The 15,528-nt window shown below is 50.7% G+C and carries 11 protein-coding genes, 1 tRNA gene and 2 pseudogenes; 6 read left to right on the top strand and 8 right to left on the bottom strand.

Annotated features, from left to right (window positions below; genetic code table 11):
• Window positions 1-478: 478 nt before the first annotated feature.
• The 3 genes from JJD41_RS20695 to JJD41_RS20690 all read right to left on the bottom strand — a co-directional run bounded on the left by JJD41_RS20695 (window position 479) and on the right by JJD41_RS20690 (window position 4,079).
• Window positions 479-1,231, bottom strand: a complete 753-nt coding sequence (locus JJD41_RS20695) for a hypothetical protein (protein WP_234489034.1) — start codon at window positions 1,229-1,231, stop codon at window positions 479-481.
• A complete protein-coding gene (locus tag JJD41_RS25480) occupies window positions 1,224-1,346 on the bottom strand; it encodes a hypothetical protein (RefSeq protein ID WP_255547391.1) in 123 nt (40 codons plus the stop codon). The genes JJD41_RS20695 and JJD41_RS25480 overlap by 8 nt, the downstream gene beginning before the upstream one ends.
• A gap of 75 nt (window positions 1,347-1,421) precedes the next feature.
• Window positions 1,422-4,079, bottom strand: coding sequence for a phospholipid carrier-dependent glycosyltransferase (locus tag JJD41_RS20690; protein ID WP_370583910.1), 2,658 nt, complete (start codon window positions 4,077-4,079; stop codon window positions 1,422-1,424).
• 221 nt (window positions 4,080-4,300) lie between these two features.
• Here JJD41_RS20690 and JJD41_RS20685 point away from each other — a divergent pair, with 221 nt between their 5' ends.
• The 6 genes and pseudogenes from JJD41_RS20685 (at window position 4,301) to JJD41_RS20660 (ending at window position 9,177) form a co-directional block, all read left to right on the top strand.
• Window positions 4,301-4,774: a PPC domain-containing protein gene (locus JJD41_RS20685; protein WP_200669413.1), complete on the top strand. Its 474-nt coding sequence runs from the start codon at window positions 4,301-4,303 to the stop codon at window positions 4,772-4,774.
• A 116-nt stretch (window positions 4,775-4,890) separates the two neighbouring features.
• Window positions 4,891-4,963 (top strand) — tRNA-Phe (locus JJD41_RS20680).
• A gap of 154 nt (window positions 4,964-5,117) precedes the next feature.
• Window positions 5,118-5,399 carry a hypothetical protein gene (locus JJD41_RS20675; protein WP_200669412.1) on the top strand — a complete coding sequence of 94 codons (282 nt, stop codon included), beginning with the start codon at window positions 5,118-5,120 and terminating at the stop codon, window positions 5,397-5,399.
• Between the two features lie 262 nt (window positions 5,400-5,661).
• A pseudogene (locus tag JJD41_RS20670) lies at window positions 5,662-6,875 on the top strand (ISAs1 family transposase).
• Between the two features lie 194 nt (window positions 6,876-7,069).
• The gene (locus JJD41_RS20665) at window positions 7,070-8,353 is read left to right on the top strand and encodes an AAA family ATPase (protein ID WP_200669411.1); all 1,284 of its coding nucleotides are present in this window, start codon (window positions 7,070-7,072) and stop codon (window positions 8,351-8,353) included.
• Window positions 8,341-9,177: a hypothetical protein gene (locus JJD41_RS20660; RefSeq protein WP_234489033.1), complete on the top strand. Its 837-nt coding sequence runs from the start codon at window positions 8,341-8,343 to the stop codon at window positions 9,175-9,177. Before JJD41_RS20665 ends, JJD41_RS20660 begins: the two co-directional genes overlap by 13 nt.
• Window positions 9,178-9,318: 141 nt before the next feature.
• On the opposite strand, the gene JJD41_RS20655 is transcribed toward JJD41_RS20660, so the two are convergent.
• From JJD41_RS20655 to JJD41_RS20635, 5 genes and pseudogenes are all read right to left on the bottom strand, one after another.
• Window positions 9,319-9,801 (bottom strand): TerD family protein, encoded by a 483-nt coding sequence (locus JJD41_RS20655; RefSeq protein ID WP_200670217.1) that lies wholly within the window; start codon window positions 9,799-9,801, stop codon window positions 9,319-9,321.
• A 255-nt stretch (window positions 9,802-10,056) separates the two neighbouring features.
• Window positions 10,057-11,076 carry a flagellar basal body-associated FliL family protein gene (locus tag JJD41_RS20650; RefSeq protein ID WP_200669409.1) on the bottom strand — a complete coding sequence of 340 codons (1,020 nt, stop codon included), beginning with the start codon at window positions 11,074-11,076 and terminating at the stop codon, window positions 10,057-10,059.
• Between the two features lie 27 nt (window positions 11,077-11,103).
• Window positions 11,104-11,421: pseudogene (locus tag JJD41_RS25035) on the bottom strand (zinc ribbon domain-containing protein); the annotation flags it as partial.
• Between the two features lie 426 nt (window positions 11,422-11,847).
• Complete coding sequence (locus JJD41_RS20640; protein WP_200669408.1) at window positions 11,848-12,051, bottom strand: hypothetical protein; 204 nt, start codon at window positions 12,049-12,051, stop codon at window positions 11,848-11,850.
• 89 nt (window positions 12,052-12,140) lie between these two features.
• Window positions 12,141-15,500, bottom strand: a complete 3,360-nt coding sequence (locus tag JJD41_RS20635) for a PAS domain S-box protein (RefSeq protein ID WP_200669407.1) — start codon at window positions 15,498-15,500, stop codon at window positions 12,141-12,143.
• Between the last annotated feature and the right edge of the window lie 28 nt (window positions 15,501-15,528).

Below are 15,528 nucleotides of genomic sequence, written 5' to 3'. Positions count from 1 at the left end.
ACCAAACCACCGGGTTCGCAGGGGGTCTCCCGAGGAGAATCGCCCCGAGTCCGTCAACGATCCCCGTCTTGACGCCAGGGGCGATCGTTTATTCAAATCTAAAGAAATCTTTGAATTTACGGAGTTAGGTTCAAATCTTTACTGCAGGCGGTATGTATGTTTGTTAAGGTATGGGGTGGAAAAATTTTAAGGCAGTGTTTCAATAACACTCTTTAAATTATGCAAACGTGCAGAAACTGTAAACATCAGGGAACCCAACGTTGTCCGGTGAGACAACGGACTTTTTTTGTATTTGAGACCAGTCAATTACTGTCAAAAGGTTTTTGCGATCGCTGGCAACATGCAACTTCCGGTTAATGGCGATCGCCCCCTGAGTGAAGAACGTTAAAAAATCCGATCGATCGAAAGGGATAGGGGTAGCCGTTACGGTCGATCGGGTTTTTTAGAAACCCCGTAAAAATTGGATGTTTCGGCGTCACTAAAACCGACTGAATTCGCGCAAGATGCGATCGTCGAGGGCATAATTCATCTGCAATAAAATCGCACGGATCGCCCAATTTTCATTGTGAATCCACCACGACGCGGAAGTAAATTGCTGCAAGATACTGTGAATGTGGTTTTTAGCAATTTCCGGTAAACTTTTCACCGGATCTAACCGATCGAGGGCGGCGATCGCCCCTTCTCGAATTTGTTGCGATCGCTCGACTTCTTCCGGGTTTCCTTCCAAGGGAGGCAAAGCGGTTCTCGCAAAACCAGAAGATATTTCTGCGTCGATCGACCAATTTTCTTTAAGTGCGATCGTCTGACAGAGACATTCGAGGATCAGTTTTTCCATCATCAATAAATTCGGCTTCCAGCGATCGAGTAACTGGAGGGCGCTATCGATTTCGATATAATCCTCTTCCACCAACGCTGTAGACGACTGACTGTAGGGATAAAGCGGATCGATCTTGAGTTTGCGCGCCGGAATATTGCGTAATTGTTTCTCGATTTTCGTCCAAAGTTTATCGGGCAATCGAGTTAAGCCGTGCAGTTCCGAGGTGACGATAAACCGCTTAAAAATGGCGATCGTGTCTTCCAAACTGACCATATCGACCCACAGGTCCAGATAAGCTCCCGATGCGGTGGGTGAATTTTTTTTCAAAGGCTGGGTGGGTAAGCGGCGAATTGCACATTCGATAGCGTCGAACGTTTGAAAAGAGTGAGTATCCAAGGAAATCAAATCAGACATGGTTGGCGATCTTATGGCAGTTATAGATGCAGTTATAGATGCAGTTATAGATGCAATCCTCTCGAACGTCTGCCGTATCTTGGCGATCGCCGAGACGCCGAAGGCGTCGCTTCACGAACGCCACAGATAGAGCAGTCCCCTTTTCCGTTGTAACCGATGGACGGGCGAACGGCTCGCAGTAGGGGAACGACTACATCGATTTAGATCCGCGCTTTCTGCCAAAACGGCGGCGGTGGAGGACGAAAATCGAGAGTAACGCCGAGATCGAGAGGGCGACGAAAGCGGCAAATGCGATCGCCAACATCGTTTTAAGGCGATCGGGAAGAAAGCCTTCAACTTGGCTCCATACGCCGAACAGATTGCCTTGCATCAAATAGCTCACTGCACTTAACAGTTGCAAGACTTCCGAATCCGGAGCCAAGGCGAAGGCGCGATCGAGGGCTTTTTGTGCCGATCGCGGTTGCCAGTCGTAGAGGTGGACGAAAGCGAGATAGGCGTGAGCGTAAGGGTTTTGGGCGTCGAGCACCGTAGCTCGTTTGAGGGCGGCGATCGCCCCTTGGGGGTCGCGCTGCAAGACCCGAGCTAAGGTTAAATTATAGATAAAATCGAGGCGATCGGGTTGGGTTTGCAAGCGATATTCGAGCGATCGCGCCGCTTGTGCGAGATAATCTTGTACCGGATCGTACTGATTGATGCGGGCGACCTCTTCAAAGACCGGACCGAGGGCGTCGGGACCTCGGGGCATCGCTTGGGAGAGCGATCGCAGTTGGGTTACCCAGTCTAATTCCGGCGCCGGAGTGGGGGTCGCATTCTCGTCGATGGTCAGACTCACCTCTGGGGCGGCGATCGGGTAAGTTTCTCCAGTTTCGCGATTGAGATAGGTCACTTGCAAGCGATAGACCCCGGGAGGTAAATCGGCGGGGGGTAACATCGCCGTGCGATCGACGAGGCGAACCGGAACGGACGTATCGATTTGCGAATACAAGCGACCGCCTGCGATCGCGCGATCGTGCAGCCAGCGATCGCCGTTGTCATTTTCCCAGGTAACGATCGCCAGTCCCCGTTGCAACGGTTCCCACGGGCCGGACCATTGATAGGTGACGGGAACGGGAACCCCGGGAGGGGAGGCGGGAGGGACGATCGCGCGATCGAGGCGCACGGGAAGACTCGGCGACCCGTCGGCGATCGGTTCGACCGCTACTGTGGGCGGTTGACGGCGGTACAGTTGCAAGGTGCTCGGATCCTGCTTCGCAGTCGCTTCGCGAACGGGTAAAGTCCATTCTCGTTGTAAAATCAAGTCCGGATTTTGGGCGATCGCCGCCGAGATCGCGCCGTAGGCGTCCTCGGGAACCGAACCGGGATCCCCCGTTTTAGTCACGAACCAATCGAGGGATCGCACGTCGCGATCGATCTGAGACAAGCGCGTTCCGACCTGGCGTCCGTACACCTGGAAATCGGCCAAGGCGCCATAGTAATTAACGTTATGCTGGTTAATTTCCGGCGTCGAAGGCAGCACCCCCACGGTGGTTTGTAAATAGGGGGAGGTATCGATAATTTCGGCGATCGCCTCGGGATGAGGCCATGGCGGTCCGGTGTAGGGGCGGCGGTCGGCGCGATCGCCCAACAGTGCGGATCCGGGCAAGGTAAAACCCCAGGGAAATAGATGATTGAGTACCAACAGCACGGCGATCCCGAGGGTTCCCCAGCGCACGGAACGCGCCCATTTCCCCCGCCAGCAGCTCAAGCCATACGCCAGGGCGATCGCCACGACGGGTAAGTAGGGTAAGACGTAGCGAAAGTCTTTATTGATATTGACCGAAGCGAAGAAATAAGCGCCGAGGAAGTAAATCGCCAGCCAGCGCCAAGGATGGGGAACCGGGGACGGCGAGAGATCCTTTTGGCGGCGTCGGTAGTAGAGGAGAAAGCCGACAATGGAAACGATCGCCAGCAACCACGAGACGTGATTTGGCAGTTGTTCGGCGTAATAAGTCCAGGCGTCGAGGCTGGTCAGGGAGGGATCCCCTTCGGCGATCGCCGCATCGACGGTGGCGCGTTTGCTTCCGGTGAGGATTAACAGCCAGTTGGTGCGATACCAGGGGTAAATGACGAGAGCGGCGATCGCCACACCGAGGCTGAGTTGCCCGCATTGGCTCCATTTACGCCCTTTGAAGCTGGCGATCGCCGCCCACAACAGGGGGACCGAGAGAAATAGCAACGCCGTTTGTTTGACCATTAAGGCGAGACCCGACGCCATCCCGAAAGCGGCAGCCCACAGCCACGGTTCGAGGGAGGGGGGCAGCTTGAAACGGCTTGGGGGTCTGGTGTGGAGCCTCGGGGAGTAAGTTCGAGACCGCCACAGGGTCAGGCAAAAAAAGGCGAGGGTGACCGTAGCGGTTAAGGGATAATCGAGCAGAAAATCGAGGCGCGATCGGTAAAAGGCGGGAAACAGGGTACATAAGGCGGCGGCCCACAGACCAATGTTTGGGTTGAACAGGATCCGGCCCAAGCCGTAGGTACTGGCGAGTAAGATCGCGCTGAAGAGGAGATTGACCAGGGTCGCGCGATCGCTCCCGGTTCCGAAAATTTGGTGAATGACGGCGGTCGCGAGGTAGGTTCCCGGGGGAATTTTGGAGGAGAGTAACCAGAGATTCGTCCACCATTCGCCGGAAAACCAGTGGGGGTGTTCTAAGGCGTTGGCGTAGTTTAATGCCCCGGTGAGGTAGTCGGCCCTATCCCAATCCGGGACGGATCGATCGAGGGCAAACCAGAGGCGATCGCACGCGCTTTGTAATAGCCAGATGGCACCGAGGGCGATCGTCCGATGCCAACGCGAATTGAGTTCGATCACGACGGATTCTCCCTTTTTTTTTAGCGTTGCCGTTTTTAGGCTTAACATGACATTGACCGTCTCGATCGCAGGTATTTTTTACCCTTTGAGCCGATCTCGTTCCCTTGAGCCTGCCTCTAAAATCTCAAATCTAAAATCTAAAATTCTCCATTAGTTCCCCCGATCTCTTTTAGTTATGCCAGTATGCTGATGTAGATCTCTAGGGTTTGGTTCTTTTTTTCATGACTAACCGTTTTGCGTTCGCGCAGCGTCTGCCTTGCAAAATCGACTGGCATCGCATCGTTTTGCTTCCAATTACGATTGTGGCGATCGCGGGGAGTGCATCGGGCGTGCGCGCCGACGATATGTATAACCCTATTCGCCTTCCGGGTAGCAATGAAATCAGCGATACCCTCTCAGAACAGGATATTCCTACAGGTCAGGGCGGCTTTGCTCGCGACTATATTGTCACCCTTCAAGAAGGCGACCAAGTGGCGATCGACCTCCTTTCCGACAGTTTTGATACGATCGTCGCCTTAATTGCCCCCGACGGCACGACGATCGCCGAAAATGACGACGGTCCCGACGGTAGCACGAACTCCCTATTATTTTCGCGCATTACTCAAGGTGGAGATTACATCGTCCGCGTCCGCGCTTTCGGTGAAGGGGGTACGGGCAACTTTACCCTCAAGGTTACCCGCCTGCGCCCGATCTGAGCTTTTCAATCCGCCTGGGTACTCTTCTTTTGGCGACCCCAAGAAAAATTTTTCCTTTAGGGGTTGCCAACCCCTAATAAATTTGCTACGTTAGTTAAGCGTCAAAAATAAAGCGCGCCGGGATAGCTCAGTCGGTAGAGCAGAGGACTGAAAATCCTCGTGTCGCCGGTTCAAGTCCGGCTCCTGGCATCTCCTAAAACCGCCGTATCTTCAAGCTTATGAAGGTTCGGCGGTTTTGATTTTCCCCCTTTTTTCCTCTGATTCCGTCCCTCGACAGAAGGCGGGTTTCAGCGTTTAATCACTCTAAGTGACGCTGGAATTTAGGGAAAGATTAGGGAAGCTCATGGGATGTTCGGAGCTTGACGAACTCAATCGAGAACTCAAACAGATTAATGCTGGCGTAACCGTCCGCCAAAAAGGGAATCGCTTGTACTTGAGAGGGACTTTCCCCCCAAAACCGGGGAGCAGCAAGCAGAAACCCCATCAACAAGACCTCAAGCTCGGGATCTATTCCAATCCAGCCGGGTTAAAACGGGCAAAAATAGAAGCTTTGCGCGTTGGTAGTTTACTGGCGTCTAAGACCTTTACCTCAATGTTGCAAGAAGGCTCCCGCCATCATCTTTGATTTGGCGGTGAGATGAATTGCCACCCACAAAAAAGAATGCAGGATTTGTGCTTATCCGCATTTCTCTGCGGTCAAATTAAGTCATGATAGTTAGAGAAGCCAAGCTACTAAACGGCTCTAAGGTACAAGATCCAGGGTAAGCTCATCTAATTTTGTAGCGAATTTACTTGACAAAAACAACAAAATGTCGATCAAGCTGGATTAAATGAATTTGGTTAAGATCGAGATGCATCGAAATTGAGAGTGTTTTGAATTCAAGATTATGGCTAAAGGTTTTGCCCCCACGGTTGAAGCGAAAAACAAAAAGACCGGGAGTCAAGTTCAATCCATCCCCTCTATCTCTGAAGTACAAGACAATTTATTGAGTTATGTGGAAGAAATTAAAGACCCTCGCTCACCCCGAACTCAAAAACATTTATTGAAAGATATTTTAGCGATCGCGATTTTAGCCGTTATTGCGGGTGCGGAAGGATGGGAAGACATGGAAAATTACGGGCTGAGCAAATATGTTTGGTTAAAAGAGTTCTTAGCCTTACCCAATGGCATTCCTTCTGATGATACGTTCCGGCGAGTTTTTGAACGAATAAACCCCCTGGAGTTAGAGCGAATATTAGCCCGATGATTTCAAAGTATTATGGGGTCTTTAGTGGGAGAAGTCGTCTCGATAGATGGGAAATGTCTGCGAGGCTCTTATGACCGAGAAAAGGGGATTAAAGCGTTAAGTTTACTGACCGCTTGGGCGGGGAAACAACAACTAATTTTAGGACAAGTCAAGGTAGAGGATAAGTCCAACGAAATTCCGGCAATTCCCACTTTGTTAAAGTTATTAGATCTTCAAGGAGCTGTCGTCACGATTGATGCTCTAGGGACTCAAGTTAAAATTGTTCAACAAATTCAAGCCCAAAAAGCTGATTATGTCCTCGCCTTAAAAAAGAATCATTCCACCCTTTACACCCAAATTGAAGAAGAGTTTGAATCCTTAAGAAAATCTCCGAGCAACTCCAGTGAAGTGAGCTACGAACAACGCCTTGAAAAAGGACATCATCGGGTTGAGAAACGACGAGTTTGGGCGATTCCCGTTTCCCAATTTACCCATCTTCATCATCAAGAACAATGGTGCGGACTTCAAACAATTGTTGTGGTCGAACGAATTCGTCATCTCTCGAATAAAACGACTCGGGAAGTTCAGTTTTATCTGTCTTCTCTTCCAGCTAATGCTTCCCTTTTAGGCAAGATTATTCGACAGCACTGGGGAATTGAGAACCAAGTTCATTGGGTTTTAGATGTGACTTTTAATGAAGATTCCTGTCGGATTCGTTCCGGTCATAGTCCTCACAATTTATCTTTACTCCGGCGCTGGGCTTTGAATGTTCTTCGTCAAGAAACCACTCTTCGGCTTTGCGACAAAAACAGAAACGAGCCGCGATGAATAACGACTACATGACCACTGTTCTCAAAGCCTTTTGTCAAGCCTGATTGAGATGCTCTTACCCTGGTTCTCGAATTAAGTATCGTTAAGATCTAGTATTCCGTAGGGTACGTGACTTGAAAACCGGAAAACTCTCGGGAAAGCTAACCCCTCGTCACGCACCGACCTTACATCGGCATCTATGCTAAGATTCCCTATATAAATAAAATCGATCCTCCAAATTGAATCTCAGTACATCATTATGTCGCTCCTGTCAATATGGGCAAAAGACTATAAAAATTTAAACTTTTACGAAACCCCTTTAGAGTTCGATCGACTTAATCTTTTAGTCGGTCCGAATGGCTCGGGAAAGAGCAATTTAATCGCACTGCTTAGATTTTTACAATTATCAGTATCTCAAGGTTTCGGCTCCGTTAGCGGTTTTCGCTATGCTTGCGAAGAACTCGGCGGTTCTCACATACTCTCGTTTAACCTCGATCGACCTGGAACCGTTCTCCTCAAGTACAAATTCGAGGGAATTGAGGAAACCCGATATCAACCAATTTATCTCGAAATAAAGTTATTTATCAGCAAATTGACTAACTCTGCTGAAATTCACGAAGAACTTCTCTATTCTCCGATTAATGGGGATGAAAATAACCCCTTTTATTACTATAAGTTACACAACCATCAATTAAACACTGGTGTAGTTTCAATTCTTCAACCAGATGGAAGTCAAAAATTTCAGCGCATTTCTAATGTGCCACTTGATTCTCTCGGGCTTTTAGTAATTAACGAACTGATTCAACAAGAAAATGAAGAAATTCGAGAGTTATTGCTTAGATCTAATATTTACTCAGTTCGCAGACATTTACTCAACGGGATTGAAAGTTGGCGGTTTTATAATGCCAACAATATGAACTTAAAGGAGATTCGCGAATCCGAACCTAAAATTGGTTCGGGAGCGTTAAATTTGCATTTATCCGAAACTGGAGAAAATTTAGCCGCCGTTTTGGACGAACTCTGTAATGAAAGCTTCGATTTTGAAGACCAGTTCAACGATGCTGTCAAGCAGTTTTTACCGATGACGCGGCGCATTCGATCGACCCGAGCGGGACGTTTGAATTTAACAATCGAGTGGGTCGTCGAAGGACTCGATGAGGTTTTATATTTACGAGATATGTCGGATGGCTCAGTTAGAATGCTCTGCTGGGCTATCATTTTATTATCTCACAGATTGCCGTCTTTACTGGTGATTGACGAACCGGAAATGGGGATTCACGTCGCCTGGATGAAAGTTTTGGCAGGGTGGATTGAATATGCGTCGCGACAGACGACGATTATCGTTTCAACTCATAGTCCAGACCTACTCGATCGCTTTACCGATCGTTCTGAATCGGTCATCTGTCATACCTTAAATAATCGCGGTTTTGCGTCGATGGATCGCATCGAACAAAATCAGTTTCAATCTCGCCTACAAGAGGGATGGGAACTCGGCGATCTCTATCGAGTTGGCGACCCCAGTATTGGAGCGTGGCCGTGGTAATTTGGTTGTTTGCGGGAGGCGGACCGCCGGAATACAGTGGCTTGGTGAAACTCCTCCAAAAAACCTTTCGTAATTATCATTTCGATCGCCAACTTCCTCAACTGGTAAAGCCAATAGGGAAGCCAAATCGTAACGTTCCTATGGTGCGATCGACCACGGGAAAAGCCTTATTAAAATCTATTTCCGAGCAACTTTCTTTTCTACTTGAAAGACATTCGATCGAAGAGCGATTAGCCAAAAATACTTTATGCGATGCAATTCTCATCATTGACGATTTAGATTGTCGTCGCTGGAACGGAGAAATTTGCAATCTCGTTGACTCACCGGGATTTAAAGAAATCAGAAATTACTACGTTCGGCGAGTTCGAGAAAGCCTCGACGAAGCCATGCAAAACTTGGATGAAAATATCCGAAATCGCCTCTCCGAATCTGGATTTGAACCGAAAATCATCATCGGCTTTGCATCGCCAGAAATCGAATCTTGGATAATTGCAGATTGGGGAAACTGCAAACACCGAGATTTTTCACAACATCAATGGCTTCGGATGAGAAATTGGCTCAGAGACGAAGCAAAAGTTGATTTTGAAAATCCCGAAATTTACGGTGGTTTTAATGAAGAGACTGGCGTTTGTCAGTGTAAGATTTCCGAGAAAATTGTAGAAGCCTCCATCCAAGCTCAAACGATTGAGAATGATGGAGAACTCTGTGAATACAACAAAAGGCAACATTCATCGGAGTTATTGGAAAATATTTCAATGAACCGAATTCAGGGAAACTGTCCGATTTTTAGGTTGATGTATCGCTGTTTACAGAATTTAGAGTAAATCGTTGCGTAGATTGGGTTGACAACAGGAAACCCAACAAAAGCAGTCAACATTTGTTATTGTTGGATTTTGCAAATTCAACCCAATCTACCCGGATAGAATTGAGAAACGGTAAGCTTAGGCTAAGTAGTAGGATTGAACTCAATCCCCTAAACTGTTCATCTTAACGCCGTTCCCGATCGCTGCCATTTTCCACTCGTTATTATGTCGGTAAATTTCAGCGACAATCGTATCCGTCATTCCTTGGTATTCACAACCCGAGAGATTATATCGCGCCAGTTCTTTACCGTTGGACATATCCACTAAGCGAATGAAGGCATTCTTCACTTGTCCGAAATCTTGTTGACGCTTTAAACACTCGTAGATATTAACGGTAAACACCAGTTTGTTAATCTCAACAGGAATTCGTGGTAAATCCACCAGAATTTGTTCGTCCTCTCCCTCTCTTTCTCCGGTGAGATTGTCGTCTAAATGCTGAATTGCACCCGAACGATGGCTAAGATTGCCAAAATATACAAGATTGGTGCGGTTGGTGATTTTGTTGTTGCGATCGAGACAAATCACAGAAGCATCTAAATCAAAGTCTTTGGTATTGAAGCTATGGAAAAAGCAACAATTGACGATCGGGCATCAGCTTACGCCTACCCGATCGCCGATGAACTGACTTGAATTAGGATAAATGGGCGTTTAACTGTCGGTACAATTCTTCAATATCTTTTAATGAAATTAATATTCTGAGATTGTATAGTTTTTTTGATTTCTCTCGGAAAGTTGCCGATCGCCCGTATCGCTCCCCTCGAATGATACGCCCTGGCCGCGACCCGAAAGACAAAAGTGAGAAACCCAGGCTGCCTCTCTAGAAACAACCTGGGGCAAAAATTAAGGACTATTCGCGGCCCGTTGTCTGGCGACTTCCATATTTTGCCGATAAGTTTCTACCCGGGGTTGAGCTTGGGAATAATTAGCACTCGACTCAGGAACCGCGTTCATCAAATCGCTGGCTTGTTGCCACAGATTCGCCACTTGATTCCACTGGGCTTGAGTTTCGGCGGTTTGTGCCAATTGGGCGGCTTGGGTCGCCTTCCGCACGGCTTCCGCAAAGGGATCGGCAGGAGTTTCCGTTGCCGTCGGCGTGGGGGTTGCGGTTGCCGTCGGCGCGGGGGTCGTCTCCCCAGTGGGGGTTTCGGTGGCGGCGGGAGACCCTCCCTCTGGCGTGGGGCTGGTCGGCGTCGCTTGTTGGGAATTGAATTGCTGCTGGTAATACCACCAACCGCCTACTCCGGCGCCAGTGAGGAGTAAAACAACGACGGGAATGGCGATCGCCAATTTCTTATTCATTCCTTTTTTAGCAGAGGGTTCTTCATCGTCCAAACCAACTTCTGCATCTTCTTCTAACTCGTCGTCGAGGTTGTAATCGTCTTCGATGTAATGTTCTTCGTCGTCGCCTAAGTCCTCGTCTTCCATATCCTCGGCGAGATCGTCATCGCCGACCAGCTCGAAACCTGCCCCCGCCATGTCGTCGCCTTCGTCGGACAAGTCAAACTCATCGTCGGGTATATCGTCGTCTTCTTCTTCCACGGGTACGGACATCGGCGGTTCGATTTCGATTTCCTGTTGCCAAGCAGGATGCCGTTGCCCCTGCTGGCGCCCGTACACTTTCATGGTCGAGTACGGCTCGATCGCCAATTCCCTCACCCCCTGTTGGATGAAGGGAACCAAAGATTCGCGATCGGGGATTTGAGCCGCCTCTAACAACAGCAGTAAAGAACCATCTTTGATCGCCGCTTTCGCCGTAATTCCTTCAGATTGAATGGCTTGGTTGACGATCGCGGAGATCGCCTCGGGTTCGCCTTGTCGGGCGCGTTCTTTGAGTTCTGTCGGTGCTTGAAATAAGGGCATGGGAGGGGCCGATGGATATATTAGACTTTATGAACTGACACTCACCGCCCTAAAGGAGCGGGGATTCTTGGTTCGTCCACCTGCCGTAACATCGCAGGACCTATCCAACGATGCTAGAGGGCTGATGTCCCCAAGGGTTAAAGTTCCCGTGTACCCCACGGTACTGAGTCCACGTTGCAAGATGCTGATGGCAGGGTTGCGATCTCTGTTCAACTCACACCCACATTTGCAGATATGAGTACGAGTTGAGAAGGACTGTTTCACAACTTGACCACAGCTCGAACATTCTTGACGGGTGTAGTGGGGAAGCACTGCAAAAGTGATTTTCCCGTACTTTACACCAAAATATTGAAGCCATCACCTGAATGTTGACCATCCTGCGTCACTCATCGACTTGGCAAGACGCCGATGACGAACCAGCCCTTTTACCTTCACCTCTACATAGGCCACCCGATCGTTAGACGGGATGACGGAATATGCCAATTTCTTGCTTTGTAACCCGTTGACCCCACAGGGGAGCCTCAAGCTCATGATTACGAACTCGGAGGGCTTGGGAAGCTGGCGCGCTTTAGGCAGTGGCGATCGCGGCTCGATGGGCTTCCGTCGGTTATTATCTGTGAAAAAAAATTACAAGAAAAACTAGGAGCGATGACACTCGTCGGTAACGGCACGAGTGAAAACGGAACAAAGCTGACAGACTGGGAAGTTGAGGCAGGTCGAGGGGGTCAGGACTGGCGGCGGGGAGCGATCGCGGTTAGCATGGAACCGCACTCAATCCACCACTCGTAGCAGTCCTCGACGCAAACCGTCGAACACGCGATCGATGTGAGATTGCTCCTTAGAACTGAGGGAATCTTTCGCCAGCAGAGCCGTCATAAACCGTTTTTGGTCGGCTCGGGTAATCTGATGGGTCGAGAAGATGCGCTCGACAATCTTCTCCAGAGTTGCATCGGGGCTGTGTGCTGAGACACTCATAACCGTAAAACAAGCAACAGCTAAACTTTTAGTCTTTTGTACCACTATCGCTTATTTTGGCCACTTTTACAGTGATGCCTGTCACTGCTTTATGGCCGGGTTTTATCTTGGGGCGCCTTAACTTCAGTCGGCAAACTCACCGTAAAGGTCGAACCGACGCCCAATTCGCTACTCACCGTAATTTCGCCGCCCATCATGTGGCAGAACTGCTGGCCGATCGCCAATCCCAAGCCCGTCCCGCCGTATTGCCGGGTTGTCGAGGGATCCGCCTGCACGAAGGCTTTAAAAATCGAGCGGGTTTGTTCCGGACTCATGCCGATCCCGGTATCCCGGACGACAAAGATAGCGCGATCGCCCTCGGTGGGGTTCGGTTCTCGGCGCACTTCGAGCGAAATCTCGCCATCGGTGGTAAACTTGGCCGCATTGCTGACTAAATTGAGCAGAATTTGCCTAACTTTTGTAAGATCTGCATACATCGTGCCGAGGCGATCGCCGCCTTCACCCCGTTCAAAGCCGATCGTCCGCAAGCGGTTGCGATTCTTGACGATTGCCGGATAGGTCGTGGCGATCGTCGATTCGACCAAACTGCGAAGCTCGAACGTTTCCAACGCCAGCTCCATCTTGCCCGCTTCAATTTTAGAAATATCGAGAATATCGCTAATTAAATTGAGTAGATGCCTGCCTGCGGTTTGAATTCGCTTCAAATCCGTCATCAACAGCTCGTTCCCCTCCTCTTCGGCCTCTTCCAGCAGCATTTCGCTGTAACCGATAATCGCATTGAGGGGCGTTCGCAATTCGTGGCTCATATTCGCCAAAAACAGACTTTTTGCTTGAGACGCAGCCAGGGCCGTTTCTTTCGCCCGTTGCAGTTCCGCTTCCGCCTGAGTGCGTTCCAGTTCGGAAGACGCGCGAATCGCAAAAATCCGCAGTAAAGAGGCGGCCATTTCTTCCCGTTTGAAGGGTTGGGAATGCATGACCACCAGCCACCCGAGGGAGCGGTCGTTGGAGTCAAACAAGGGCGAGGCCAAATAATGTTCGATGCCCAACTGGGCGAATAGCTCGTGATTCGGAAAGCGATCGCACTTTTGTCCTTTCGAGAAACACATTTGAGAGCCTTGGGTCAAACCGCACCCCTGACGCTTCAACTGATACTCAAAATTATCGACGATTTCGCCGTGAAGAGAGACCGCAAGACTTTTAAGCCGATAGTTATCGCACAGTTGCGCCACAAACGCCCCATCCACCTGTAACGTTTTCGCCAAATACTGAACCAGGGAGCGGAAAAAAGCGGCTCCGGTTTCCGCCGAAACCCCTTCGGCAATATTGCGAACCAGTTCTTCGCTGCGCTTGCGATCGCCGATTTCGCGCACCACCGCCACCAGGCGATTTTGACCGCCGAGTAACGCCTGTTTCAAATTGACTTCGATCCAAAACTGCTTTCCGGCGCGATCGCGGGCGAGCCATTCAAACTGTTGCGGCTGACCGCCGACCGCCTTGCGAATCCACTCGATCGCCCGAGGTTGGGTATAGGGTTCGACTTCGGCACTCAAGGCGCCGACGTCGAGGGCTTTGATTTCGGCTAAGGAATAGCCGTACATTTTGCACACCGTGCGATTGACGTCGAGAATCGCTCCGGTTTGCGGGTCGTGAATGAAAATGCCTTCGGTGACGGCGTTAAAAATTTCTTCGTAGTTGGCTTGGGAGATTTTGAGGGCTTCTTGAGTGCGCTTGCGTTCGGTAATGTCGCGGGTCAGGGAGAGCAAGCAGGGGATCCCGTCGAGCTGGATGATATCTGCAGAAAACAAACCGATGCGGATTTCGCCGGATTTGAGCCGGAAATGAGCTTCCCAATTGCGGACGATACCGTCTTGGCGCAGTTGTTGCAAGAGGCGATCGCGATCGCCCGGATCGACCCAAATATTTAAGTCAAAAGCACTCTTTCCGAGGGTTTCGGCGAGGGTATAGCCCGTAATTTCCAAAAAAGCATCGTTCACTTCGAGATAGCGCCCGTCGTCGAGGGTGGTAATCGCGATCGCGTCCGGACTGAAGCGAAACGCTTTGGAAAACTTTTCTTCCGACAGGCGCAACGCTTCTTGTGCTTTGCGGCTTTGGGTAATATCCGTTTGCGATCCGGCGAAACGGTACGCCCGCCCCCGTTCGTCGCGCACCGCCAAACCGCGCGCCAGCATCCAGACGTAATCGCCGCCAGCGTCGAGCAGGCGATATTCACTTTGAAAATGGGGGGTTTGACCCGAGAGGTGCGCGTCGATTTCGGCCCGGACGCGATCGAGGTCTTCCGGGTGAACGCGCCCCAACCACTCCTCGGGGCGATCGCCGATTTCCACCGGATTGCAGCCGAGCATCGCCTTCCAGCGCGACGAAAAGTAAACGCGCTTGCGGTTGAGGTCCCAATCCCACAGACCGTCCTTAGCTCCGGCGACGGCGAGGGCATAGCGTTCTTCACTTTCGCGCAGGGCGGCGGTGGCGCGATCGATCCCCTGTTGGAGGCGATGGGGTTCGCGCACCAAAATAAAAATACACCCCCCGGAAGAGAGTGCCAGCAATGCGCCCAAAGCGTACAAGCCCCACAAGCGCGAATGATACCCTTGCCAACCGCCGCGAGGAATGGCGGCTAACTGCCAACTGCCGTTGGGGAGGGAGATGTCTAAGAGGATCGGGTTTTGCTCGAATACGTCTGGATTGCCGAAAAACACTGCTCCGGCAGCGCCCAGCCCGTCTTTCCCGCGTAGGGCGTAATCGAGCGAGAGGGTGGACCGCCACCAAAATTGCCGGACGAGATCGCCCCAGGAGCGCCCCGTCGGTGGGGCTGGAGCTTCGCGCAATCCCGCTTCTTGCATTAAGGTATCGCGATCGATGACGATCGCCGCCAAGCCCCAATATTCGCGCCCGTCCGATCCGGGGCTGGAGGGGGCGGTCTGCGGTTCGTCCGAGGCCACAAAAATAGGGGTTCGACTGATAAAGCCAACCCCACCCTGAATGAGATCCAACGGTCCGGCGACGACGGTTTTCCCCGTGGCGATCGCCCGGAAGGCGGCTTCTTTCGCTTCGGGATATTCTAAAAGGTTCAAACCGAGGGCGGCTTCGTGTCCCTCCAAGGGATAAAGATGGGAAATGACGTTGTTTTTCGCCAGTTGGAGGTTGAGAATCCCCGTTTGTTGGACACTCAGTCCCCGGGCTAGTTGTTCGAAGTCCTCGGGGTTGAGGTCGGGGTGAATGGAGACGTAGGCGACCAAGCCTCGGGTGAGGAACAGCCGGGAATTGAGCGAGGTTTCCAAGCGAGCGCGCACCGCACTCAATTGGTTGAGGACTTCCGTGCGAATTTTTTGGCGATCGCGCTGCTGCTCGGCGCGCACGAGTCCCCAGACGGCAACGAGGACGATACTGCCGACAATAACTCCAGCGAGGTGAGGTGAGAATCGCGATCTCATGAGCGTCTTCCTAGCGATCGGTTCCTGT

This window comes from Oxynema mangrovii CENA135 (assembly GCF_016632315.1).
GTDB classification, from domain to species: Bacteria; Cyanobacteriota; Cyanobacteriia; order Cyanobacteriales; family Laspinemataceae; genus Oxynema; species Oxynema aestuarii.
The sequence above is the reverse complement of the archived record's forward strand: the minus strand, read 5'-3'. Positions and strand labels throughout refer to the sequence as shown.

What these genes read in the sequence shown, in the direction of transcription:
- JJD41_RS20695 (WP_234489034.1), bottom strand. Translation starts at nt 1,231, where the DNA reads ATGTCTGATTTGATTTCCTTGGATACTCACTCTTTTCAAACGTTCGAC.
- JJD41_RS20685 (WP_200669413.1), top strand. Translation starts at nt 4,301, where the DNA reads ATGACTAACCGTTTTGCGTTCGCGCAGCGTCTGCCTTGCAAAATCGAC.
- JJD41_RS20675 (WP_200669412.1), top strand. Translation starts at nt 5,118, where the DNA reads ATGGGATGTTCGGAGCTTGACGAACTCAATCGAGAACTCAAACAGATT.
- JJD41_RS20665 (WP_200669411.1), top strand. Translation starts at nt 7,070, where the DNA reads ATGTCGCTCCTGTCAATATGGGCAAAAGACTATAAAAATTTAAACTTT.
- JJD41_RS20650 (WP_200669409.1), bottom strand. Translation starts at nt 11,076, where the DNA reads ATGCCCTTATTTCAAGCACCGACAGAACTCAAAGAACGCGCCCGACAA.
- JJD41_RS20640 (WP_200669408.1), bottom strand. Translation starts at nt 12,051, where the DNA reads ATGAGTGTCTCAGCACACAGCCCCGATGCAACTCTGGAGAAGATTGTC.
- JJD41_RS20635 (WP_200669407.1), bottom strand. Translation starts at nt 15,500, where the DNA reads ATGAGATCGCGATTCTCACCTCACCTCGCTGGAGTTATTGTCGGCAGT.